Source organism: Variovorax ureilyticus (assembly GCF_050632185.1).
Lineage (GTDB): Bacteria > Pseudomonadota > Gammaproteobacteria > Burkholderiales > Burkholderiaceae_C > Variovorax > Variovorax ureilyticus_A.
In genome coordinates this window covers 1,004,784-1,026,541 of record NZ_CP192579.1, presented here as the reverse complement: position 1 = coordinate 1,026,541, position 21,758 = coordinate 1,004,784, and the positions used below count along the sequence as shown (strand labels likewise).

The window sequence follows — 21,758 nt, the reverse complement described above, 5'->3', positions numbered from 1 at the left end:
CCGGCCGCTACTCCAGCCCCAGCTCCTGGATCTTCCGCGTGATCGTGTTGCGGCCGATGCCGAGCTTCTGCGCGGCCTCGATGCGGCGGCCTCGCGTATTCGCGAGCGCCGTGAGGATCAGCCGTGACTCGAAGCGGCGCGACAGCGCATCCCAGACGTCGGTCCGGCCGGCCGCCAGCATGCTTTGCGCTTCCAGTTCGAGTCCGCTTTCCCACGTCGCAGCCGGCGCGCTCGCAACGGCCGCCGGCACTGCGGGCTGCACCGCAGTCATGGCGACGGATGCAGCAGAGACCGGCGCGACCGAGGGCTGTTCATGCTCGGAGACCGCTGCGGGTGGCACGGCCGCCAAAGCCGCAGGTGCCTCGGAGGAGGCATTCGCCATCACCTCGGGCGGCAGGTCCTTGGCCTCGATCAGCTGCGCTGGCGCCATGACGGTGAGCCAGTGGCAGATGTTCTCCAGCTGACGCACGTTGCCCGGGAAACTGAATGCAGCCAGTTGCGCGAGCGCCGCATCGGAGATGCGTTTGGGTTCGACACCGAGCTGCTTCGCGCTCTGCTGCAGGAAATGGCGCGTGAGCGCGGGCACGTCCTCACTGCGCTCGCGCAAGGCAGGCAAGCGCAAGCGGATCACGTTGAGCCGGTGGAAAAGATCCTCGCGGAAGCCGCCCTGCTTGACGCGCATCTCCAGATCCTGGTGAGTCGCCGCGATCACGCGCACATTGGCCTTGACCGAGTTGTGACCACCGACTCGGTAGAAGTGCCCGTCGCTCAGCACGCGCAGCAGCCGCGTCTGGAGGTCGAACGGCATGTCGCCGATTTCGTCGAGAAAGAGCGTGCCGCCTTCGGCCTGCTCGAAGCGGCCGCGGCGCATGGTCTGCGCGCCGGTGAACGCGCCGCGCTCGTGGCCGAAGAGCTCGCTCTCGAGCAGGTCCTTCGGAATGGCGGCCGTGTTGATCGCGACGAAGGGCCCGTTGGCGCGCGGCGAATGCTTGTGCAGCGCGCGCGCGACCAGTTCCTTGCCCGAACCCGACTCGCCGGTGATCAGCACCGTGACGTTGCTCTGCGAGAGACGGCCGATGGCGCGGAACACGTCCTGCATCGCCGGGGCCTGACCGAGCATCTCGGGCGTGGCGGCCATGCGTTCCTCGGCCACCTCCTCGCGCTGGCTTTCGTCGACGGCGCGGCGGATCAGCTCCACCGCACGCGGCAGGTCGAAGGGCTTCGGAAGGTATTCGAAGGCCCCCCTGAAACGCCGAGACGGCGCTGTCGAGGTCGGAGAACGCGGTCATGATGATGACCGGCAGTCCCGGATGCTTGGCCTTGATCTTGTCGAGCAGATCGAGGCCGGAACCACCCGGCATGCGGATGTCGCTCACCAGGACCTGCGGGCCCTGCAATTCGTCGTCGGCCGCCGCCTCGAGTGCGGCAAGAACCTCGCGCGTGTTGGTGAAGCTACGGGTCGGCAGGTCTTCGCGCAGCAGCGCTTTTTCCAGCACGAAGCGGATTGATTGATCATCATCCACTATCCAGATCGGCTTCATGCAGCTCCTTGTTGCGTGGCTGCTAGGGCAGCGGTATCAATATCTTGAAATCGGTCCGGCCCGGGACGCTGTCGCACTCGATCACGCCGTGATGCTGCTGCACAAAGGTCTGTGCAAGCGTCAACCCCAGCCCGGTTCCGCCTTCCCTCCCCGATACGAGGGGATAGAAGATGCGGTCCTTGATCGCGTCCGGTACGCCCGGTCCATTGTCGATGACATGCAATTCCAGTGCCAGTCGATACCACTGCTTGTTGAATATGACCTGACGAGCGACGCGCGTCTTGAGCGTGATCTGCGCATCGCCCGCAGCGCGCCGCTCGGCCAGTGCCTGCGCGGCGTTGTGGACGATGTTGAGCGTCGCCTGGATGAGCTGCTCGCGATCGCCGCGAAATTCGGGAATCGAGACGTCGAAGTCGCGCTCGATATGCAGGTCGCGCGGAAACTCCGCGAGGATCACCGAGCGCACGCGCTCGCACACCTCGTGGATGTTGACGTCGCCCACCACGTGCGGCCGACGGTGCGGCGCGAGCAGGCGGTCGACCAGCGTCTGCAGCCGGTCGGCTTCGTGGATGATGACCTGCGTGTACTCGACGAGGTCGCGCGACTCGACCTCCATCTGAAGCAGCTGCGCGGCGCCGCGGATGCCGCCGAGCGGATTCTTGATCTCGTGCGCGAGATTGCGGATGAGCTCCTTGTTGGCCTGCGCCTGGTCGAGCAGGCGCTCCTCGCGGTCCTGGCGCACCTGCTGCTCGAGCGGCGACATCTCGATGATGAGCTCGCCCGCCTTGCCGCTCTGCGCGATCGTGACCTGTACCGGCATCAGCTCGTGGTTGACCCTGCGCAGCATCGCCTCGTAGCGAAGCGTCGCGAAGTCGTTGCTGCTCGCGCCCTCGATGGCCGTGCGCAGCACCTGGGGTTCATGGAAGCAGGCGCCGAACTGGGAACCTTCGAGCGTCCGGCGCGACGTGCCGAGTGCGTCCTCGAGGCCCGAGTTCGCAAACAGGACCGACCCATCGGCGCGAACCACCGCGATCAGCGTCGAGAGCAGGTCGAAGGCCTGGAAGCGCTTGCCGGGGCCCGCGGGTTTGCCAAAAGCCATCAACGATTGGCCGCAGCGGGCAGCCGGCCGATTTCGCGCTGAATGCCGTCGATATCGCTCTGGTTGCGATCGATCTCCGCCTTCATTTCAGCCACGCGGTCCAGGTACTTCTGATAGTTCTTGGACTCGCTGCCCTGCTTCTCGGGCTCGCCGTTGTTGTAGTCCTTCAGAAGCTGCGCCTGGCGGTCCTGCGCCTTCTTGAGTTCGGATTCAAGCACCGAACGCGCCTCGCCGTCGCGCGCGCGCTGGTCGGCGCCTTCGACGCGCGGGCTGCCCGCCGGCGATCTTGCGGCGGATGCGCCGCTCGAGGATGCGGCGGACGCCACCGGCCGGGTGCCCTGCACGACGGTGACGTTGCCGCCTTCCATGATCTTGCAGCCGCGCTGCTGCGCCAGCGTGGCGTTGTTGGTGTATTCGTTGCCGCAGCGCCAGACGCGCTCCTGCGCACTGGCTTGCATGTGGAGGCCGCCCAGTGCAAAGGCGGCCAGCAGGGAAGCGGAAAGGGTCTTCATGATCGTCGATGGAGTGCGCTCAGCCGGACATTTTGATGCAATTCGATGTCCCCGCGACCGATGCGTTCCCGCAGAAAAGGAAAAGCCCGTCAATGACGGGCTTTTGTTCGTGAAACACCGCGGAACCGGCTTGGCCGGTCCGCTGGTGTTGCCCCCGGCAGGGGTTGGCGGAGCGACACGAAGTGCGCGCAGCCTGGGGGCGAGCAATTACAACGAGTAGTACATGTCGAACTCGACCGGATGAGTGGCCATGCGGAAACGCGTGACTTCCTGCATCTTGAGTTCGATGTAGGCATCGATGTAGGCATCGGTGAACACGCCGCCCTTGGTCAGGAACGCACGGTCCTTGTCGAGGTACTCGAGCGCCTGGTCGAGGCTGTGGCAGACGGTCGGGATCAGCGCGTCTTCTTCCGGCGGCAGATGGTAGAGGTCCTTGCTCGCGGCTTCGCCCGGGTGGATCTTGTTTTCCACGCCGTCGAGGCCCGCCATCAGCATCGCGGCGAAGCCGAGGTAGGGGTTCATCATCGGATCGGGGAAGCGCGCCTCGACGCGGCGGCCCTTCGGGTTCGCCACGAACGGGATGCGGATCGATGCCGAGCGGTTCTTGGCCGAGTAGGCCAGCTTGACCGGGGCCTCGAAGCCGGGCACCAGGCGCTTGTAGCTGTTGGTGCCGGGGTTCGTGATGGCGTTGAGCGCGCGGGCGTGCTTGATGATGCCGCCGATGTAGAACAGCGCGAATTCGCTCAGGCCGGCGTAGCCGTCACCGGCGAACAGGTTCTTGCCGTCCTTCCAGACCGACTGGTGCACGTGCATGCCGGAGCCGTTGTCGCCGACGATCGGCTTGGGCATGAAGGTCGCGGTCTTGCCGTAGGCGTGCGCGACGTTGTGGATCACGTACTTCTGCAGCTGGACCCAGTCGGCGCGCTGGATGAGCGTGCTGAACTTGGTGCCGAGTTCCATCTGGCCGGCGTTGGCCACTTCGTGGTGATGCACTTCGACCGGGATGCCGAGCGATTCGAGCACCGGGCACATTTCCGAACGCATGTCCTGGAAGCTGTCGACCGGGGGAACCGGGAAGTAGCCGCCCTTGACCGCCGGACGGTGGCCGGTGTTGCCGTGCTCGTATTCCTTGTCGGTGTTCCACGAGGCTTCTTCGGAGTCGATCTTCACGAAGCAGCCGGACATGTCATTCTTCCAGCGGACGCTGTCGAACACGAAGAATTCGGGTTCCGGTCCGAAGAAGGCGGTGTCACCGAGGCCCGATGCCTTCATGTAGGCCTCGGCGCGCTTGGCGAGCGAGCGGGGATCGCGCTCGTAGGGCTTGCCGTCGGTGGGATCGACCACGTCGCAGGTCAGGATCAGGGTCGTTTCTTCGAAGAACGGGTCGATGTTGGCGGTGTTCGGATCGGGCATGAGCAGCATGTCCGAGGCTTCGATGCCCTTCCAACCGGCGATCGACGAACCATCGAAGGCGTGGCCCGAATTGAACTTGTCTTCATCGAAGTGCGAAACCGGCACGGTCACGTGCTGTTCCTTGCCGCGGGTGTCGGTGAAGCGGAAGTCGACGAACTTGACCTCGTTTTCCTTCACGAGTTTGAGTACATCGGCGACGGTCTTTGCCATCAGGTTCTCCTGGTTTGGATGGTGGTTGGTATGACGGGGACGAGGAATGCAGTTTCTGTGCCATTGTCACTGGCGCGCGAGAGCCTTTGGTGCACACATGCACGCCGGGAAACATGCAAGTTGTAACCAAATTGGTGCGGACGCATTTACCGCACCAATTCGGGGCCTAGGCGCGCATCAAAGCTGTGCAGGCCCTGCAGGAGATGGGCGTAAGCGGCATCGACCTTGTCGGAATCGCCCTTGACGCCGAGTTCGATGTGGCGGCCATGCTCGGCGTGGTCCACGCTCGGCAGACTGAACACCTTGATGCCCGGGTGTTCGCGCTCGATGGTCTCCATGAGCGGCGTCAGCGTCGCTTCCATGGAACCGAAGACGATCACCGATTTCTCGACGGCGCGGCCTCGCGCGAAGAGATCGGCATAGCGCTCGTCGAGCACCGACTCGATCATCGGCCAGGCCATGACCGGGAAGCCCGGCACGAAATGGACGTCGCCGAGGCTGAAGCCCGGGATCTTGTTGTAGGGGTTCCGGATGATCTTCGCGCCGAGCGGGAATACGCCCATGTTGAGGCGATGCACGTTATCGGGGCGGTCGGGCTCGTAGGGCACGCCCTGCTCGCGCGCCGTGTCCTGCATGCGCTCGCGGATCAGCACTTCGGCCTCGGGGTGGAGCCCGAGCGGGACACCGAGCGCCGCGGCGGCGCACTGGCGCGTATGGTCGTCAGGCGTCGCGCCGATGCCGCCCGTGGAGAACACCACATCGCCCGAAGCGAAGGCGCGCGCGAGGGCCGCAGTGATGCGCGCCGGGACATCGCCGACGTACTCGGCCCAGGCGAGCTGCAACCCGCGTGCGGCGAGCAGTTCGATGACCTTGGGCATGTGCTTGTCGAGACGCTTGCCCGACAGGATTTCGTCGCCGACGATGATCAGACCGAATGACCGGCTCATGGTGCGCTCCATTGGCTTGCGGCGGCCTTCGCGTCCGCCATGTCGATGGCTGGCGGCGCGACCGTTGCGGCCGCCCGCTGCAGGCGCAGCCTTGCGAGCGCGTCGAGGCAGTAGTGGGCGAACCAGAGCGCGGAGAACGCGAACACCAGCGTGTAGATCCAGATGGCCATCGGGGCGAGCACGAAGAAGGCGGCCGCGAACAGCAGGCCCGATGCCCAGACGATGCTCGGCGCCGCGCCCAGGTAGCCGCACAGCACGCCGATGGCGAGCAGTTGCATCCGGTGGGCGCGCAGGAGCGCGTTGCGCTCCTCGGCCGTGGCGTGCTCGGCCAGCGCATCGAAGCTCATCACCCGATAGGTGAGCCAGCCCCAGATCAGCGGCGGAAGGATGAGCACCAGAGGCGGAATGAGCCACAGCGGCATCGACACCACGAGCGCGAGCATCGCAAGAACGGTCAGGCCGAATGCGCGGGCAGCGCTGCCGATGAAGGACGACCCCCTTTTCTGCTCCAGCTCAGGAAATCTCCGCTCGGCAACGAGTCGGGTCAGCGCCGGCGCCATGAATCCGGCCACGACCAGCAACGACACCACCACGATCAGCGGCGTCACGGCCAGCACCACGAGCAGCGGAGCGAGGATCGCCTTGACGTCGCTGGAGAAGATGCCGCCGATCCACGCCCACACGCTGGAGAGCAGGGGCCATGCATCGAGCGCCTCCCGCGTCCAGGCGACCGAGGCGTCCCAGTAGAAGTAGCCGAGCACGGCCGACAAGGCCACCATCAGCCCGAGCGGCAGGAACGACAGCACGATCACCCGCGGGTGCATGCAGTAGGCGACCGCGCGCCAGAACGAATCGAGAAGAAGTCGCATGGGGGCCCGAGGATAACGCCATCGCGTGAAGCGAAAACCTGCGTCTCAACCCCGGCCGGCCAGTCGCTTGAGACCGAGCCACTGCTGCGACCAGAAGCCCCGCCCGTAATCCCTCACGCGGCCCTGCGCGTCGGGCTCGACCTGGTCGCGGATGCCGGTCGGGTCGTAGCGGTCGTCGAAATTCGCGGTGCCGATCAGCATGTCCCACCACGGCAGCAGCACCCCGAAGTTATGGCCCCCGAGCGTTCGTGGCCCCTCGGATTCGTGCCCGATGCCGATGCTGTGGTGCACGCGATGGAAGCGCGGGCTGATCCACAGCCGCTCGCCCAGCTTGCCGAAGCCGAGCCGCAGATTGGCGTGCTGCAGGCTCTGGCTGAGCTGGGTGAACGCCACGATCGCGATGAACTGCCCGGGCGCGACGCCGATCAGCTGGGCGACGATCACGATGATCGTGTCGTGGATCAGGTCGTCGAGCAGGTGGTTCCGGTTGTCGCTCCACATCGTCATCTGCCGCTGCGAGTGGTGCAGCGAATGCAGCGCCCACCACCAGTTGAAGCGGTGCTGGCCACGATGGATGAGGTACTCGACGAAGTCGATCACCACCAGGTACATCGCGAGGGCGACCCAGGGAATATCGGTCACGCCGGGCCAGAGTTCGTCCAGGTGCATCGTGCCCCAGCCGGCTGCGCGGATCATGCCGAGCACATCGTCGAACAACGGAGTCACCGCGAAGAACATCGCCAGCCGGAACAGGCCCAGCCGATGGATCAGCGTGTAGAGGACATCGGTGCGGATGGCGGGCCGGTCGACCACCGGCTCCACCGGTCTCCAGCGCTGCATCGGCCCGATCACGGCCACGAGCACCGCGATCTGGATCAGGCCGACCAGCAGCCAGCCGGTGGCATTGAAGGCGTCTTCGACCCGGCCGCCGAGGCCGATTGCGTAGACGATCGGCTGCACGGCGGCCTCGAACAGCCACTGCTGCAATGCCGAGAATTGATCGGTGAGCCACTCCATTGCGGTGCGATCCGGTTCAGGCGCCGATGGTTCAGGAATGTGCCGCGATCCAGTCGCGGTACGCCGGATGCTGCGAAAGCGTCTGGAAACAGAAGCCCTTGGCCTTGAGGCCGACGATCAGCGGCTCGAGGTCGGCCGGCGCCCACGGGTCCTTGCGCGACCAGATACCGAGGTGCGCGACCAGGATGTCGCCCGTCCGGATGGTGTCGAGCGCCTGCTGGAGCAGTTTCTCGTTGCTGTACTTCTCGCTCGGCAGTTCGTCGCCGAGGAAGCCGGCGGGCGCCCAGCCGACGTGCTCGTAGCCGCAATTCTTTGCCGCCTGCAGCAGCTTCGGCGAGGTCTTGCCGCCGGGCGCGCGGAACAGCGGCAGCGGCTTCTTGCCGGTGACGAATGCGAGCCGGTCTGCCGCTTTCTTGATGTTCTCGCAGTACTGCTTCGCGTCCCAGGTGAATTCGCGGCCGGCAAGGGCCCCGGCAGTGGGCTTGATGCGGAAGCGCGGCTCGATGCCCTTGAGGTCGCCGCGCCAGTAGGCGTGGTCATAGGTGTGGGAAGCGAATTCGTGCCCCTCGGCCGCCCTCGCCCTCCACCAGGGCGCCCACTGGGTGTCGAGGCTGTCGCCGCCGGTCTCGGTGCGCTCCGCCGCGGCGAAGAAAGTCACGCGCACATCCTGGCGCTTGAGCACGTCGGCCACGAGTGGCGCGATGCCCATGTGACCGGTGTCGAAGGTGAGATAGACCGGCTTGCTGCATGTGCCCTGCGCCACCGCATTGCCAGCAAGCGCAGCCGCCAGCAGCAACGCCCCGAGCGCGCGCCTACGACTTCGCATGGTCGAGGGTCCAGACGCCGTGCGGCGAGCGGCCGACGTTGACCTGCCGCACGATCTTGTTGCCAACGAGATCGACCACCGTGAGCTTCTTGGCCCAGCGGGAGGTCACGTAGAGCGTCTTGCCGTCGGCGGAGACGTCCATGCAGTCCGGGCCCCCCGGCACCGCATAGGTGTCTGTGACCTTGAGAGTCGCGATGTCGATGCGGCTGATCGTGTTGGCCACCCGATTGCTGATGAACACGCTGCGGCCGTCGCCCGCCGACCGGAAGGCGTGCGCGCCCTTGCCCGTCGCAAGCTTGCCGACCAGCTTGGGCTCCGCCCCCGCGACGTCGAACACCTGCACGCCGTCGCCGCCGGTCAGCCCCACCAGGAGAGTCTTCCCGTCATGGATGCCGAATACGTCGGCCGGCATCGGACCGGTGGGCGTGCGCCAGCGGATGGTCTGCGTGGCGAGATCCACCGCGATCAGTTCGTCGGTGTCCTGCATCGTCACGTAAGCGGTGGTGCTGCGCGGGTCGATCCAGATGTGGCTCGGTGTCTTGCCGGTCGGGATGCGCTTGACGAGCTTGGGCTCCTTGCCGTCCCAGCGGTAGATATCGACGTGGTTCAGGCGGTTGCCTGCGGTGACGAACCACTTCATGTCGGGCGAGAAGCGCAGTTGGTAGGGATCGATGATCCCGTAGACCACGCGCTGCACTTCGGCCGTGCGCGGATTCAGGAAGGTCAGCGAGTCACCGGCCGAATTCGCGACGATGAGCGACTGCTCGTCCGGCGTCAGGTAGAGGTGATGCGGCTCCTTGCCGGTCGGTATGCGTACCCTCTCGGTCCATGAGCCAGGATCGATCACGCTCACCGTGGCATCGAGGGAATTGAGCACGAAGACGGGAGGCGGCTCCGCAGCATGCGCCGCAAGCGCCGCACAGGCAAACAAAAAGGCCGCAAGGCGGCCTGTCAGGTGGGAAGTGAGACGCAAGGGGATGGTTCCGAAAGAAGAGTCTGGATTTTAACGATCGCCCCCCGCGGCTGGCTGACTTGCGCGCGCGTTTCGCAGGGCTTCGACTTGCGCTAGGTCAAGCCAGCGCCATTGACCCGGCGCCAGGTCCTCCGGGAGCGCCAGCATGCCAATGCGCGACCGGTGCAGCGCCTCGACCCGATTTCCCACGGCGGCCAGCATGCGCTTGACCTGGTGGTACTTGCCTTCGGTGAGCGTCAGGCTCAGGCGATGGGGCCCGGCGATCTCGCAGGCGGCGGCGCGCACCGGCCTCGGATCGTCATCGAGCACCACGCCGGCCAGCAGGCGCTGCACCTGCCCGTCATCGACCCGGTGCTTGGTCGAGACTTCGTACACCTTCGGCACGTGGTGCCTGGGCGAGCCCATGCGGTGGATGAACTGGCCGTCGTCGGTGAGCAGCAGAAGCCCGGTCGTGTCCTGGTCCAGCCGGCCGATCGCCTGCACCCCCTGCACCGCACCCTTGTTCGGCCGCTGGCGCAGCGGCGACGGCAGCAGCGTATAGATGCTCGGATAGGTGGACGGCTTCTGGGAGCACTCGGTGCCGGCCGGCTTGTGCAGCATCAGGTAGGCCCTTTCGTGGTACTCCCACTCGGTCCCCTGCACCGTGAATCGCAGCCCCGCGGTCTCGAATTCCTCGGCGGGTTCGCTGACGGGAGCGCCACCCACGGTGACGTATCCCTGCTGGACGAGCCCGGCGCATACCCGGCGCGTTCCAAAGCCCTGCGTGTAAAGGATCTCGTCGATGCGCATCAGTGCCCCAGGGCCGGTCCGGTGTTGCGACGCGGATCATTCGCACCGTAGAAGCGGTCGTTGCCGACCGGCTTGCCGCGCGAGGCGGCATCCGCATGCCCCGCAGCGGCGGGAACGAGCACAGCGCCGACTGCGTTGCGCAGCGCCGGGCTCCATCGAAGTTCTCTCATGTCAAAAGGACCGGCGCCGATGGATGACCATCGGCGCCGGTTGCGTTGAGTGGTGGAGCTGGGGGATTTGAACCCCCGTCCGTAAGCCTTCTTCGCGCAGATCTACATGTTTAGCGGTCTGTTTTGGATCTCGCCACCGGTGTCGCGCAGTCGCACGCTACACCGGTCGCCAGTACCCTTGGTTCTCGCCCCGATCCAAGGTACCCGGATCGAAGCCAGCCAACGTAGATTAACTTTGCAGCCGGGAGGCGTCAGATTGCTCCGAGCCCCCTTGCCCAGCCCGTTGGCGTGCTGTTGCAAAGCTCACTGGCAATTAAGCAGCGAGTGCGAAACGTTCGTCGTTTGCAGTTAGTTTGTTTGAATCTGTTTAACGAGCACATTCAGCTCGACATGCCCCGCTGCGATTCCGAACCCACGTCGAAACCAGTGCAGCCCCAAGGACTCGTATTTTAGGGCTGATTGAGTAGTTTCAAGAGCTCAAGGGGCGATGCGATGGCCGCATCGGCGTCCCACCGCGCGACCTCGGCCTGCTCGCCCATGTAGCCGTAGGTGGCGGCGATCGTCCTCATGCCGGCCGCCCGGCCCGCCAGGATGTCGCGCTCGTCGTCACCGACGTATACACAGGCTTCGGGCGCCACGCCGAGCCGCCGTGCCGCTTCGAAAAGCGGCTCCGGATGCGGCTTCGAGTAGGGCGTCGTGTCGCCGCTGACGATGGCGCCGGCCGTGTCGAACAGCGCAATGGCGCGCGTGAGCGGATCGGTGAAGCGCACCGACTTGTTCGTCACCACGCCCCATCTCAACCCGCGTTCGCACAGTGCATCCACGAGCTCCGCGACACCGGAAAAGACCTGCGTATTGCGCAGCATCCGCGCTTCGTAATTGAGAAAAAACTCCTCGCGCAGGAGGGCAAATTCGGGGGCGTCCGGCGCGATGCCGAAAGCGACGCCCAGCATGCCCCGCGCGCCGGCCCCGGCCATCGGGCGATAGCGCTCCAGCGGCAAGGATGCAAGCCCTCTGGCGACGCGCATCTGGTCGGCCGCCGCGCCGAGGTCGGGGGCACTGTCGATCAACGTGCCATCCAGGTCGAACAGGACGGCCAGCGTGTCCCGCCCGCCCATCATTCCCCCTGCGCCGGCTTCTGCGTGGCGATCATGTAGTTCACGCTGGTGTTGTCGCTGAGCCAGTAGCGCCTTGTGAGAGGGTTGTGCTCCATGCCACGCGTCTGGCGGAGGTCGAGTCCGGCGGCCCGGCAGTAGGCGGCGAGTTCGCTCGGACGGATCAGCTTCTGGTATTCGTGCGTTCCGCGGGGCAGAAGCCCGAGCACGTATTCGGCGCCGACGATGGCGAACAGGAACGACTTGAGATTGCGATGGATGGTCGAGAAGAACACCCACCCGCCCGGCTTGACCAAATCGGCGCAAGCCTTGACAACCGACGCCGGTTGCGGCACGTGCTCAAGCATCTCCATGCAGGTCACGACATCGAAGCTCCCGGGCTGTTCGGCAGCAAGCGCCTCGGCACTGACGGCACGGTACTTCACGCCTCGGGTGCCGGCCTCCAGCGCGTGGAGCTGAGCCACCTTGAGCGCCTTTTCGGCCAGATCGATGCCCAGCACCTCCGCGCCCTTGCGCGCCATCGAGTCCGCCAGGATCCCGCCGCCGCAGCCGACGTCGAGCACCTTGCGTCCGGCAATCGGCGCGATGCCGTCGATCCACTCGAGTCGCAACGGGTTGATTTCGTGCAGCGGTCGGAATTCGCTTTCGACATCCCACCAACGGTGCGCCAGCTCTGAGAATTTGGCGAGCTCGGCCGGATCGGCATTCACGGTATCGGTCATGTGTTGATTATGAATCGGGTCGAATTCGGCCCTCGGCCCTCGGCCCATCGAACTGGGTCGACTGCGAAGCGCATTGCGCGCCGCGTCCGGCCATAAAAAACCCCGCCGAGGCGGGGTTTCATCAGTGACTCGGGAGAATCACTTGTTGGGGCGGGTACCCACCACTTCGATTTCCACGCGACGGTTCTTGGCGCGGCCTTCGGCGGTGCGGTTGTCAGCGATCGGCTGGGTCTTGCCCTTGCCTTCGGTGTAGACGCGGTTCTTTTCGATGCCCTTCGACACCAAGTAGGCCTTGACGGCTTCAGCACGGCGAACCGACAGCTTCTGGTTGTATTCCTTCGTGCCGATCCAGTCGGTGTGGCCAACCGCGATGATCACTTCGAGGTTCACGTCCTTGATCTTCGAGACGAGATCGTCCAGCTTGGCGCGGCCTTCCGGCTTGAGCACGTACTTGTCGAAGTCGAAGAAGGCGTCAGCCGCGAAGGTCACCTTCGAAGCAGCCACGGCCGGCGGAACAGGTGCCGGAGCCGGAGCGGGAGCTGCAGCAGCCGGTGCCGGCGGCACGAGGGCGCCATCGCAGCCAGCGGCGGCGGTTGCCGGCGTCCAGTTGGCATCGCGCCAGCAGAGTTCGTTGGTGCCGTTCTTCCAAACCAGTTCGCCGGTGCCGTTTTGCCAGTTGTCGATCGCCGGACCACCGTTCGCGGCGGTGACACGGTTCTGCGCGCCGGCGGCAGTGGCGAGCGCAGCGACTGCAAACATCATCGCCACTTTATTCAGTTTCTTCATGGTTCTCCTCTTGGGGAAAAAGCCGCAGCCGCGCTGCGAATCAAGGACGCTTTAAGTGACCACCACCCAAAACGTTGAGGCGATTGTGCCATAGGGTCTTTCGCAAACAGCCCGACAGACGCCCCTGAAGCGCAGGACGGAGGCGGAATAGCCACCTTGTGTTGCGGCGGTGCGACACCCTCGACAGCGTAAAATTTCGCCTCCTTGCCGTCAGCCCGCCGTTCATGACCTCGTTCGCCAAAGAAACTCTCCCCATCAGCCTCGAAGAGGAGATGCGTCGCAGCTATCTCGATTACGCGATGAGCGTGATCGTGGGACGCGCCCTTCCCGACGCCCGGGACGGCCTCAAGCCAGTGCATCGCCGTGTGTTGTATGCAATGCACGAACTCAACAACGACTGGAACCGCCCCTATAAGAAGTCGGCGCGCATTGTGGGCGACGTGATCGGCAAGTATCACCCGCACGGCGATCAATCGGTCTACGACACGATCGTCCGATTGGCGCAGAACTTCTCCATGCGCCACATGCTGGTTGACGGACAGGGAAATTTCGGATCGGTGGATGGCGATATGGCGGCAGCCATGCGATATACCGAGATCCGTCTGGCAAAAATTGCGCATGAAATGCTCGCCGATATCGACAAGGAAACCGTCGATTTCGGCCCGAATTACGACGGCTCCGAAAAAGAGCCCTTGGTATTACCGAGCAAACTGCCGAATCTTCTGGTCAATGGCGCGGGCGGCATCGCGGTCGGCATGGCGACCAATATCCCCCCGCACAACCTCAACGAGGTGGTGGACGCCTGCCTCCACCTCCTGCGCCGCCCGGATGCCAGCATCGACGATCTCATGGAGATCGTCCCGGCCCCGGATTTCCCGACCGCCGGGATCATTTACGGCATCAACGGCATCAAGGAGGGCTACCGCACCGGCCGCGGCAAGGTGGTGATGCGGGCCAAGTGCCACTTCGAGGAGATCGATCGCGGCCAGCGGCAGGCGATCATCGTCGACGAGCTGCCCTACCAGGTCAACAAGAAGACGCTGCAGGAGCGCATGGCCGAGCTCGTGCACGAGAAGAAGATCGAAGGCATCAGCCACATCCAGGACGAATCCGACAAGTCGGGCATGCGCCTGGTGATCGAGCTGAAGCGCGGCGAGGTGCCCGAGGTCGTGCTGAACAACCTCTACAAGCAGACGCAGCTTCAGGACACCTTCGGCATCAACATGGTGGCGCTGGTCGACGGCCAGCCGAAGCTGTGCAACCTGAAGGACCTGATCGAGGTCTTCCTGCAGCACCGCCGCGAGGTCGTGACGCGACGCACCATCTTCACGCTGCGCAAGGCCCGCGAACGCGGACACGTGCTCGAGGGCACTGGCCGTCGCCCTGGCCAACATCGACGAGTTCATCGCGATCATCCGCAATGCACCAACACCGCCGGTGGCGAAGGCCGAGCTCATGAATCGCGCCTGGGACAGCAAGCTGGTGCGCGAAATGCTCACCCGCACGCGCGCCGACGGCGGCGTGGTCAACGCCGACGACTATCGCCCGGACGGCCTGGACCGCGAGTTCGGCCTTTCCGCCGACGGGCTCTACAAGCTGTCGGAAACGCAGGCGCAGGAAATCCTGCAGATGCGCCTCCAGCGCCTGACCGGCCTCGAGCAGGACAAGATCGTCGCCGAATACAAGGACGTCATGGCCGAGATCGACGACCTGCTCGACATCCTGGCCAAGCCCGAGCGCGTCTCGATCATCATTGGGGACGAACTCACCTCGATCAAGCAGGAGTTCGGCCAGAGCAAGCTGGGCGTGCGCCGCAGCCAGATCGAACACAGCGCCTTCGACCTGTCGACCGAGGACCTGATCACGCCGACCGACATGGTGGTCACGCTGTCCCACAGCGGCTACATCAAGAGCCAGCCGCTGAGCGAATACCGCGCCCAGAAGCGCGGAGGACGGGGCAAGCAGGCGACGACAACCAAGGAAGACGACTGGATCGACCAGCTCTTCATCGCGAACACGCACGACTACATCCTGTGCTTCTCCAATCGTGGCCGGCTCTATTGGCTCAAGGTGTGGGAAGTCCCGGCCGGTTCACGCGGCTCGCGCGGGCGTCCGATCGTCAACATGTTCCCGCTGCAGGAAGGCGAAAAGATCAACGTCGTCCTGCCGCTCACCGGCGAGAAACGCACCTTCCCTGCCAACCAGTACGTGTTCATGGCGACGTCCATGGGCACCGTGAAGAAGACGGCGCTCGATGAATTCAGCAACCCGCGCAAGGCCGGCATCATCGCGGTCGACCTCGATCCGGGCGACTACCTGATCGGCGCCGCGCTGACCGACGGCGCGCACGACGTCATGCTTTTCTCCGATGGCGGCAAGGCGGTGCGCTTCGACGAGAACGACGTGAGGCCCATGGGTCGCAATGCCCGCGGCGTGCGCGGCATGACCCTCGAAGACGGCCAAGGCGTGATCGCGATGCTCGTCGCGGAAGACGAGCAACAGAGCGTCCTCACCGCCACGGAGAACGGTTACGGAAAAAGGACAAGCATTACCGAGTACACGCGCCATGGCCGCGGAACCAAAGGCATGATTGCCATTCAACAGAGTGAACGTAACGGCAAGGTGGTTGCGGCGACCCTCGTTCACACCGATGACGAGATCATGCTCATCACCGACAAGGGCGTGCTGGTGCGCACCCGCGTCGCCGAGATTCGTGAACTCGGTCGCGCGACGCAGGGCGTCACGCTGATCGGGCTCGACGAAGGCGCCAAGCTCAGCGGGCTGCAGCGCATCGTCGAGAATGACGCCAACGTCGAGAACGAGTCCGGCGCCGACGACACTTCCTCAACATCTTCAACGGAGAATCCTCAGTGAAAAAGTCAAACTCGCGCTCCTGACGGTCGCGCTCGGCGCAAGCTCGCTCGCCATGGCCCAGGACAAGGCCGCGCTGGTCAAGCAGTTCATCGATCTGCAGCGCCCCGGCATCGAATCCCTGGCGCGCGGCCTCGTCGAGCAGTCGAGCGCGCCGATCGCCGCCGCCGGCTCGCAGTACCTCCAGACGCAGGTTCCGGCGGAGAAGCGCGAAGCCGCTGCCAAGGCCGCCGATGCCGAGCTCAAGAAGTACTTCGACGACGCCTACCCGATCGTGCGCGACAAGGCGGTGCAACTCGCACCAGGCGCTCTGGGCCCGATCATGGAGCAGAACTTCAGCGAAGATGAGCTGAAGCAGCTTCTGGCCTGGATCAGCTCGCCGCTGAGCAAGAAGTACCAGGACCTCAATCCCAAGCTGCAGCAGGCGCTCACTGAAAAGCTGGTGGCCGAGACCCGCGCGACCATCGAACCGAAGATGGTTGCGCTCGACAGCAGCGTCGCCAAGGCGCTGGGCGCCCCGACCAATCCTCAGGCTGGCGGCGGCGCGGCAGCACCGAAGGCTGCGCCCGCGAAGGCGCCTGCCAAGAAGTGACGCGGCCGACGAGTCCGCGCCCCTACAACTTCTCTGCCGGTCCGGCCGCAATGCCGGACGCGGTGCTGCAACGCGCCGCTTCGGAGATGCTCGACTGGCAGGGCAGCGGCATGGGCGTGATGGAGATGAGCCATCGCGGCAAGGAGTTCGGCGCGATCTGCACGCGGGCTGAAGCGGACCTGCGCTTCCTCCTCGCGGTGCCGGAGAACTTCCACATCCTGTTCATGCAGGGCGGCGGACTCGGCGAGAACGCGATCGTCCCGATGAACCTCTCGCGCGGAACCAGCGCGGATTTCATCATCACCGGCAGCTGGAGCACCAAGTCCCACAAGGAAGCCCAGCGCTACTGCAAGGCGAACATCGCCGCCACCAATGCGGCGGACCAGCACACGCGACTGCCCGACCCGGCATCGTGGTCGCTGTCCGATGACGCTTCCTACGTGCACGTCTGCTCCAACGAGACGATCAACGGCGTCGAGTTCCAGGAGCTTCCGGACCTCGCCGCCCTCGGCAGCAAGGCGCCCCTGGTCATCGATTTCTCCTCGCACGTGGCGTCGCGCCCGGTCGATTGGCGGCGCGTCGGCCTCGCCTTCGGCGGCGCACAGAAGAACCTGGGGCCGGCCGGCCTGACGATCGTGATCGTCCGCGACGACCTGCTGGGCCATGCGCTCGACATCTGCCCGAGTGCCTTCAACTACAAGACCGTGGCCGAAAACCGCTCGATGTACAACACGCCGCCGACCTGGGGCATTTACATCGCCGGACTGACCTTCCAGTGGCTGCGCGAGCAGACCGAGGGCGAACTCACGGGCATCGCCGCCATGGAGGCGCGCAACATCGCGAAGGCTCGACTGCTGTACGACTTCATCGATGCTTCGTCCTTCTACGTCAACAAGGTCGACCCAACCTGCCGCTCGAGGATGAACGTGCCGTTCTTCCTGCGCGACGAAAGCCGCAACGATGCCTTCCTGGTGGGCGCACGCGAGGCGGGTCTCCTGCAACTCAAGGGACACAAGTCCGTGGGCGGCATGCGGGCCAGCATCTACAACGCGATGCCGCTGGCCGGGGTGCAGGCCCTGGTGAGCTACATGCGAGAATTCGAGCGGTCGCATGCCTAGACGGCATGTGCACCCGACCGATGACCGCACCCGCCCCACAGCCCCAGCACCCTGACAACGCCTCCCTCGCCGATCTGCGCGTGCAGATCGACTCGCTCGACCAGCAGCTTCTCGACCTCCTGAACCGCCGCGCCCACGTCGCCGAGCAGGTCGGCGAGGTCAAGAAGCGCGAAGGCACCCCCTTTTTCCGTCCCGATCGCGTCGCCCAGGTGATCGAGAAGATGCAGCAGACCAACCAGGGCCCGCTCAAGTCGCAGCATGTCGCCGCGATCTGGCGCGAGATCATGTCGGCCTGCCCGGCATTGGAATCGCCCCAGCGGGTCGCGGTGCTGGGCCCGGAGGGCACCTTCTGCGAGCAGGCCGCCATCGAGTACTTCGGCGGCGCGGCCGACCTGATCTACTGCGCCAGCTTCGATGAGGTCTTCCACGCGACCGCCGCCGGCAGCGCTCAGTACGGCGTCGTCGGGGTCGAGAACTCCACCGAGGGCGTGGTCGCACGATCGCTGGACCTTTTCCTGCACTCGCCCACCCATGTAGTCGGAGAAGTCAGCCTTCTCGTGCGCCACCACCTGCTGCGCACCATCAATTCGCTGGAGGGCATCGAGGCCGTCCTGGCCCACCCGCAAGCGCTTGCCCAGTGCCAGACCTGGCTTTCCAAGCACCTGCCGAACGCCGAGCGCCGGGCGGTTTCCAGCAACGCGGAAGGCGCCGGGCTGGCCGCAGGCAACCCGGCCTGGGCAGGTCTTGCAAGCGAGCGCGCCGCAACGCGCTTCGGGCTGCACATCGTCTCCCACGCGATCCAGGACGACTCCTACAACCGCACCCGCTTCGCCGTCATCTGCCTGCCGCAGACGCTGGCCATGCCGCCGGCAACGGGCAAGGACTGCACCAGCCTGGTCGTCTCGGTGCCCAACCGCCCCGGCGCCGTGCACGACCTGCTGGTGCCGCTGAAGACCAACAACGTCTCGATGACCCGGTTCGAATCACGGCCCGCGCGTACCGGACAGTGGGAGTACTACTTCTACATCGACCTCGACGGCCATCCCACCCAACCCAACGTTGCGGCCGCGCTGACCGAACTGCGCAAGCTCTGCGCGTTCTACAAGGTCATCGGCGCCTACCCGGTCAATTCCTGAGGCCACGGACGATGTTTGAACAACTGGGCCTGATCGGCTGCGGCCTCATGGGCGGCTCCTTCGCGCTCGCGCTCAAGCGGGCGAAGCTCGTGAAGCGGGTCGTCGGCTACAGCAAGTCGCCTTCGACGACGGAGCGCGCCAAGCAGCTCGGGGTGATCGACGTCGCGGCGCCGTCCGCCCTGCTCGCGGTGTCGGGCGCCGACCTGGTGCTGATCGCGGTGCCCGTGGGCGCGTCCGAGCAGACGTTCAAGGCGATCCGCCACGGCATCACCGAACAGATGCTCGTGATGGACGTGGGCTCGACCAAGGGCGACGTGATCGAGGCCGCCCGTCGCGGTTTGCAGGACCAATTGGCATCGTTCGTGCCTGCCCATCCGATCGCCGGCAAGGAGGTCGCTGGCGTCGAGCACGCCGATGCCGGCCTCTACACCGGGAAACAGGTCGTGCTCACGCCGATCAAGACCACGCTGCGCTCGAACGTTCAGCGCGCCACCCAGGTCTGGAGCGGCATCGGTGCCAAGGTCAGCACCATGACGCCGGACGAGCACGACACCATCTTCGCGGCTGTCAGCCACCTCCCCCACCTCATCGCCTTTGCCTTCACGAACGGCATCGTCTCGCAGCCGCAGGGCGAGCGCTTCCTGGAAATGGCCGGCCCCGGATTTCGCGACTTCACGCGCATCGCGGCCAGCGACCCGGCCGTGTGGCGCGACATCCTCATCGCGAATCGGGAGAAGGTTCTGCTCCAGTCGCAGGCCTTCCGAGAAGCGCTCCGTCAGTTCGAGGCACTGGTGGCATCAAGTGACGCGCAGGCGCTCGAAAGTGCCATCGCCGCGGTGAGTCAGCTGCGCGCCCGATGGCAGCCTGCCGCGACAGCTTCGCCCGAATGATGGCGGCCCATTGACATGTACGCCACACCATTCCTGGATCTTCCAGCGCTCACCGGGGCATCCGGCACCGTCCAGTTGCCGGGATCGAAGAGCATCTCCAACCGCGTGCTGCTGCTGGCCGCGCTCGCGAGCGGTACCACCACGATCCACGACCTGCTCGACTCGGACGACACGCGGGTCATGCTGGACGCCTTGGCGGCCCTTGGCTGCGTCATCGAGCGCGATGGCACGACCGTGAAGCTCGAAGGACTCGGCGGGGCGCTGCGGGCCACCCAGGCCTCGCTGTTCCTCGGCAACGCCGGCACCGCCATGCGTCCGCTGACCGCCGCGCTGTCGCTTCTCGGCGGCGAATTCGAGCTCAAGGGCGTGCCGCGGATGCACGAACGACCGATTGGCGACCTCGTCGACGCATTGACCCAGCTCGGCTGCCGCATCGACTACCTCGGCAACCCGGGCTATCCGCCGCTGGCGATCCACCCGGTCGCAATCGACGCCCTCCAGCTCGACACGCCGATCCGCGTGCGCGGCGACGTGTCGAGCCAGTTTCTGACGGCGTTGCTGCTGGCGCTTCCGCTCGCAGCCCGGCGTGACATCGTGATCGACGTGGTCGGCGAGCTGATCTCGAAGCCCTACATCGAAATCACGCTCAACCTGCTAGCGCGCTTCGGCATCGAGGTGCGGCGCGACGGCTGGCAGCGCTTCACAATTCCGGCCGGCAGCCGGTACCGCTCACCCGGCGAGATCCACGTCGAGGCCGACGCCTCGTCGGCCAGCTACTTCATCGCGCTTGGCGCGATCGCCAACAGGTCGGGCATCCGGATCGAAGGCGTCGGCGCGGAATCGATCCAGGGCGACATTCGTTTCATCGACGCCGCGCGGCAGATGGGCGCCCGCGTGGACAGCGGCCCCAACTGGCTTTTCATTTCCCGCGATGCGTGGCCGCTCAAAGCGATCGACATCGACGCCAACCACATCCCCGATGCGGCCATGACGCTGGCCGTGATGGCGCTCTACGCCGACGGGCCGAGCACCCTGCGCAACATCGCGAGCTGGCGCGTGAAGGAAACCGACCGCATCGACGCCATGGCGAACGAGCTCGGCAAGCTGGGCGCAACCGTCGAAGCCGGGCCGGACTTCATCCGCGTCCACCCGCTGCCTGCGGGCGCCTGGAAACCGGCCAGCATTCGCACCTACGACGACCATCGGGTCGCCATGTGCTTCTCGCTCGCGGCCTTCAATCCGGACGGCAAGCCCGTGCGGATTCTCGAGCCGCACTGCGTCGCGAAGACCTTCCCCGACTATTTCGAGACGCTGTTTTCGGTGGCGCAGGCCGGCGAGATTCCCGTCATCTGCATCGACGGCCCGACCGCGTCGGGCAAGGGCACCCTGACGATCGAAGTGGCGCTCCGGCTCGGCTACCACTACCTCGATTCGGGCTCGCTCTACCGCGTCACAGGCATTGCAGTCCGGCGTGCCGGCCTCGCACCGGACATGACCCACGAAGCCCGGATCGCGGAGATCGCCGCTGCGCTGCCGCTGACCTTCAGTGAGGGCAAGGTCCTGCTCGCCGGCGAGGATGTCAGCGACGCCATTCGCACCGAAGCCGCCGGCATGGACGCATCGCGCGTATCGACGCTTCCCGCGGTGCGCAACGCGCTGATCGACCTGCAGCGCAGCTTCCGCAAGCTGCCGGGGCTGGTCGCGGACGGCCGGGATATGGGCACCGTGATCTTTCCGGATGCCAGGCTCAAGGTCTACCTGACCGCGAGCGCCGCCCACCGGGCCGAGCGGCGCCATAAGCAATTGATTTCAAAGGGAATTTCCACTACACTTGACAGTCTTCGTGCTGACTTGGAAGCGCGCGATCTTCGGGACTCATCCCGCAGCGTCGCACCTTTGAAGCCCGCGCAGGACGCCCGCCTCCTGGACAACTCCCATCAAACGGTCGAGCAATCGGTCAGGGAGGTCTTGCACTGGTGGCAGGAAATACAGCCGTTCAAGTCTTCTTGAACGGCGTTTCGGTCCAGCAGGTCCCCACCGCGCGCCAGCGCACCGGCCTGCTGGTTGTTCAACCCCAACCGGGCCTCAAGCCCAACCAACCGCCGTCTCCAGACCCAAGCCAGCCGCAATGGTGCGTCTGCAAACCCTGCGTGACGGAAGGA

Annotated in this window: 19 protein-coding genes, 1 other RNA gene and 2 pseudogenes; 6 read left to right on the top strand and 16 right to left on the bottom strand. The window is 65.4% G+C overall.

All coding sequences use genetic code 11. The annotated features are described in order from the left end of the window. Positions 1–7: 7 nt before the first annotated feature. The 16 genes and pseudogenes from ACQ858_RS05005 to ompA form a co-directional block, all read right to left on the bottom strand. The gene (locus ACQ858_RS05005) at positions 8–1,099 is read right to left on the bottom strand and encodes a sigma 54-interacting transcriptional regulator (RefSeq protein ID WP_431276788.1); all 1,092 of its coding nucleotides are present in this window, start codon (positions 1,097–1,099) and stop codon (positions 8–10) included. Between the two features lie 199 nt (positions 1,100–1,298). Further along, positions 1,299–1,541: pseudogene (locus ACQ858_RS05000) on the bottom strand (response regulator); the annotation flags it as partial. A 22-nt stretch (positions 1,542–1,563) separates the two neighbouring features. Beyond that, entirely contained in the window at positions 1,564–2,640 is a 1,077-nt protein-coding gene (gene glnL / locus ACQ858_RS04995) for a nitrogen regulation protein NR(II) (RefSeq protein WP_431275685.1), read from the bottom strand. Continuing rightward, positions 2,640–3,152 carry a hypothetical protein gene (locus tag ACQ858_RS04990; protein WP_431275684.1) on the bottom strand — a complete coding sequence of 171 codons (513 nt, stop codon included), beginning with the start codon at positions 3,150–3,152 and terminating at the stop codon, positions 2,640–2,642. The genes glnL and ACQ858_RS04990 overlap by 1 nt, the downstream gene beginning before the upstream one ends. Before the next feature lie 207 nt (positions 3,153–3,359). Continuing rightward, on the bottom strand, positions 3,360–4,775 hold the full coding sequence (gene glnA, locus ACQ858_RS04985; protein ID WP_431275683.1) for a type I glutamate--ammonia ligase: 1,416 nt from the start codon (positions 4,773–4,775) through the stop codon (positions 3,360–3,362). A 146-nt stretch (positions 4,776–4,921) separates the two neighbouring features. Continuing rightward, the gene (locus ACQ858_RS04980) at positions 4,922–5,722 is read right to left on the bottom strand and encodes a competence/damage-inducible protein A (protein ID WP_431275682.1); all 801 of its coding nucleotides are present in this window, start codon (positions 5,720–5,722) and stop codon (positions 4,922–4,924) included. Then, the gene (locus tag ACQ858_RS04975) at positions 5,719–6,591 is read right to left on the bottom strand and encodes an EI24 domain-containing protein (RefSeq protein WP_431275681.1); all 873 of its coding nucleotides are present in this window, start codon (positions 6,589–6,591) and stop codon (positions 5,719–5,721) included. Before ACQ858_RS04975 ends, ACQ858_RS04980 begins: the two co-directional genes overlap by 4 nt. 45 nt (positions 6,592–6,636) lie before the next feature. Continuing rightward, positions 6,637–7,608: a sterol desaturase family protein gene (locus tag ACQ858_RS04970; protein ID WP_431275680.1), complete on the bottom strand. Its 972-nt coding sequence runs from the start codon at positions 7,606–7,608 to the stop codon at positions 6,637–6,639. A gap of 31 nt (positions 7,609–7,639) precedes the next feature. Continuing rightward, entirely contained in the window at positions 7,640–8,434 is a 795-nt protein-coding gene (locus ACQ858_RS04965; protein WP_431275679.1) for a polysaccharide deacetylase family protein, read from the bottom strand. Beyond that, on the bottom strand, positions 8,421–9,389 hold the full coding sequence (locus ACQ858_RS04960; protein WP_431276787.1) for a YncE family protein: 969 nt from the start codon (positions 9,387–9,389) through the stop codon (positions 8,421–8,423). Before ACQ858_RS04960 ends, ACQ858_RS04965 begins: the two co-directional genes overlap by 14 nt. Positions 9,390–9,437: 48 nt before the next feature. Next, complete coding sequence (locus tag ACQ858_RS04955; RefSeq protein WP_431275678.1) at positions 9,438–10,196, bottom strand: pseudouridine synthase; 759 nt, start codon at positions 10,194–10,196, stop codon at positions 9,438–9,440. Then, the gene (locus ACQ858_RS04950) at positions 10,196–10,366 is read right to left on the bottom strand and encodes a hypothetical protein (RefSeq protein WP_431276953.1); all 171 of its coding nucleotides are present in this window, start codon (positions 10,364–10,366) and stop codon (positions 10,196–10,198) included. Before ACQ858_RS04950 ends, ACQ858_RS04955 begins: the two co-directional genes overlap by 1 nt. A 50-nt stretch (positions 10,367–10,416) precedes the next feature. Further along, positions 10,417–10,802: a transfer-messenger RNA gene (gene ssrA, locus ACQ858_RS04945) on the bottom strand. Positions 10,803–10,815: 13 nt separating this feature from the next. Continuing rightward, positions 10,816–11,484: a phosphoglycolate phosphatase gene (gene gph / locus ACQ858_RS04940; protein ID WP_431275677.1), complete on the bottom strand. Its 669-nt coding sequence runs from the start codon at positions 11,482–11,484 to the stop codon at positions 10,816–10,818. Continuing rightward, the gene (gene ubiG / locus ACQ858_RS04935) at positions 11,484–12,203 is read right to left on the bottom strand and encodes a bifunctional 2-polyprenyl-6-hydroxyphenol methylase/3-demethylubiquinol 3-O-methyltransferase UbiG (protein WP_431276786.1); all 720 of its coding nucleotides are present in this window, start codon (positions 12,201–12,203) and stop codon (positions 11,484–11,486) included. Before ubiG ends, gph begins: the two co-directional genes overlap by 1 nt. A 138-nt stretch (positions 12,204–12,341) precedes the next feature. Then, entirely contained in the window at positions 12,342–12,989 is a 648-nt protein-coding gene (gene ompA / locus ACQ858_RS04930) for an outer membrane protein OmpA (protein WP_088956155.1), read from the bottom strand. A gap of 224 nt (positions 12,990–13,213) precedes the next feature. Between ompA and gyrA the strand changes: the two are divergent. From gyrA to ACQ858_RS04900, 6 genes and pseudogenes are all read left to right on the top strand, one after another. Continuing rightward, positions 13,214–15,863, top strand: a pseudogene (gene gyrA / locus ACQ858_RS04925) (DNA gyrase subunit A). A 52-nt stretch (positions 15,864–15,915) separates the two neighbouring features. Further along, a complete protein-coding gene (locus ACQ858_RS04920) occupies positions 15,916–16,452 on the top strand; it encodes a DUF2059 domain-containing protein (protein ID WP_431275676.1) in 537 nt (178 codons plus the stop codon). Positions 16,453–16,502: 50 nt separating this feature from the next. After that, positions 16,503–17,570 carry a 3-phosphoserine/phosphohydroxythreonine transaminase gene (gene serC, locus ACQ858_RS04915; RefSeq protein ID WP_431276785.1) on the top strand — a complete coding sequence of 356 codons (1,068 nt, stop codon included), beginning with the start codon at positions 16,503–16,505 and terminating at the stop codon, positions 17,568–17,570. A gap of 20 nt (positions 17,571–17,590) precedes the next feature. Continuing rightward, positions 17,591–18,706: a prephenate dehydratase gene (gene pheA, locus ACQ858_RS04910; protein ID WP_431275675.1), complete on the top strand. Its 1,116-nt coding sequence runs from the start codon at positions 17,591–17,593 to the stop codon at positions 18,704–18,706. Positions 18,707–18,717: 11 nt separating this feature from the next. Then, complete coding sequence (locus ACQ858_RS04905) at positions 18,718–19,596, top strand: prephenate dehydrogenase (protein ID WP_431275674.1); 879 nt, start codon at positions 18,718–18,720, stop codon at positions 19,594–19,596. A 15-nt stretch (positions 19,597–19,611) separates the two neighbouring features. Further along, a complete protein-coding gene (locus ACQ858_RS04900) occupies positions 19,612–21,606 on the top strand; it encodes a bifunctional 3-phosphoshikimate 1-carboxyvinyltransferase/cytidylate kinase (protein ID WP_431275673.1) in 1,995 nt (664 codons plus the stop codon). The last annotated feature ends 152 nt before the right edge of the window (positions 21,607–21,758 follow it).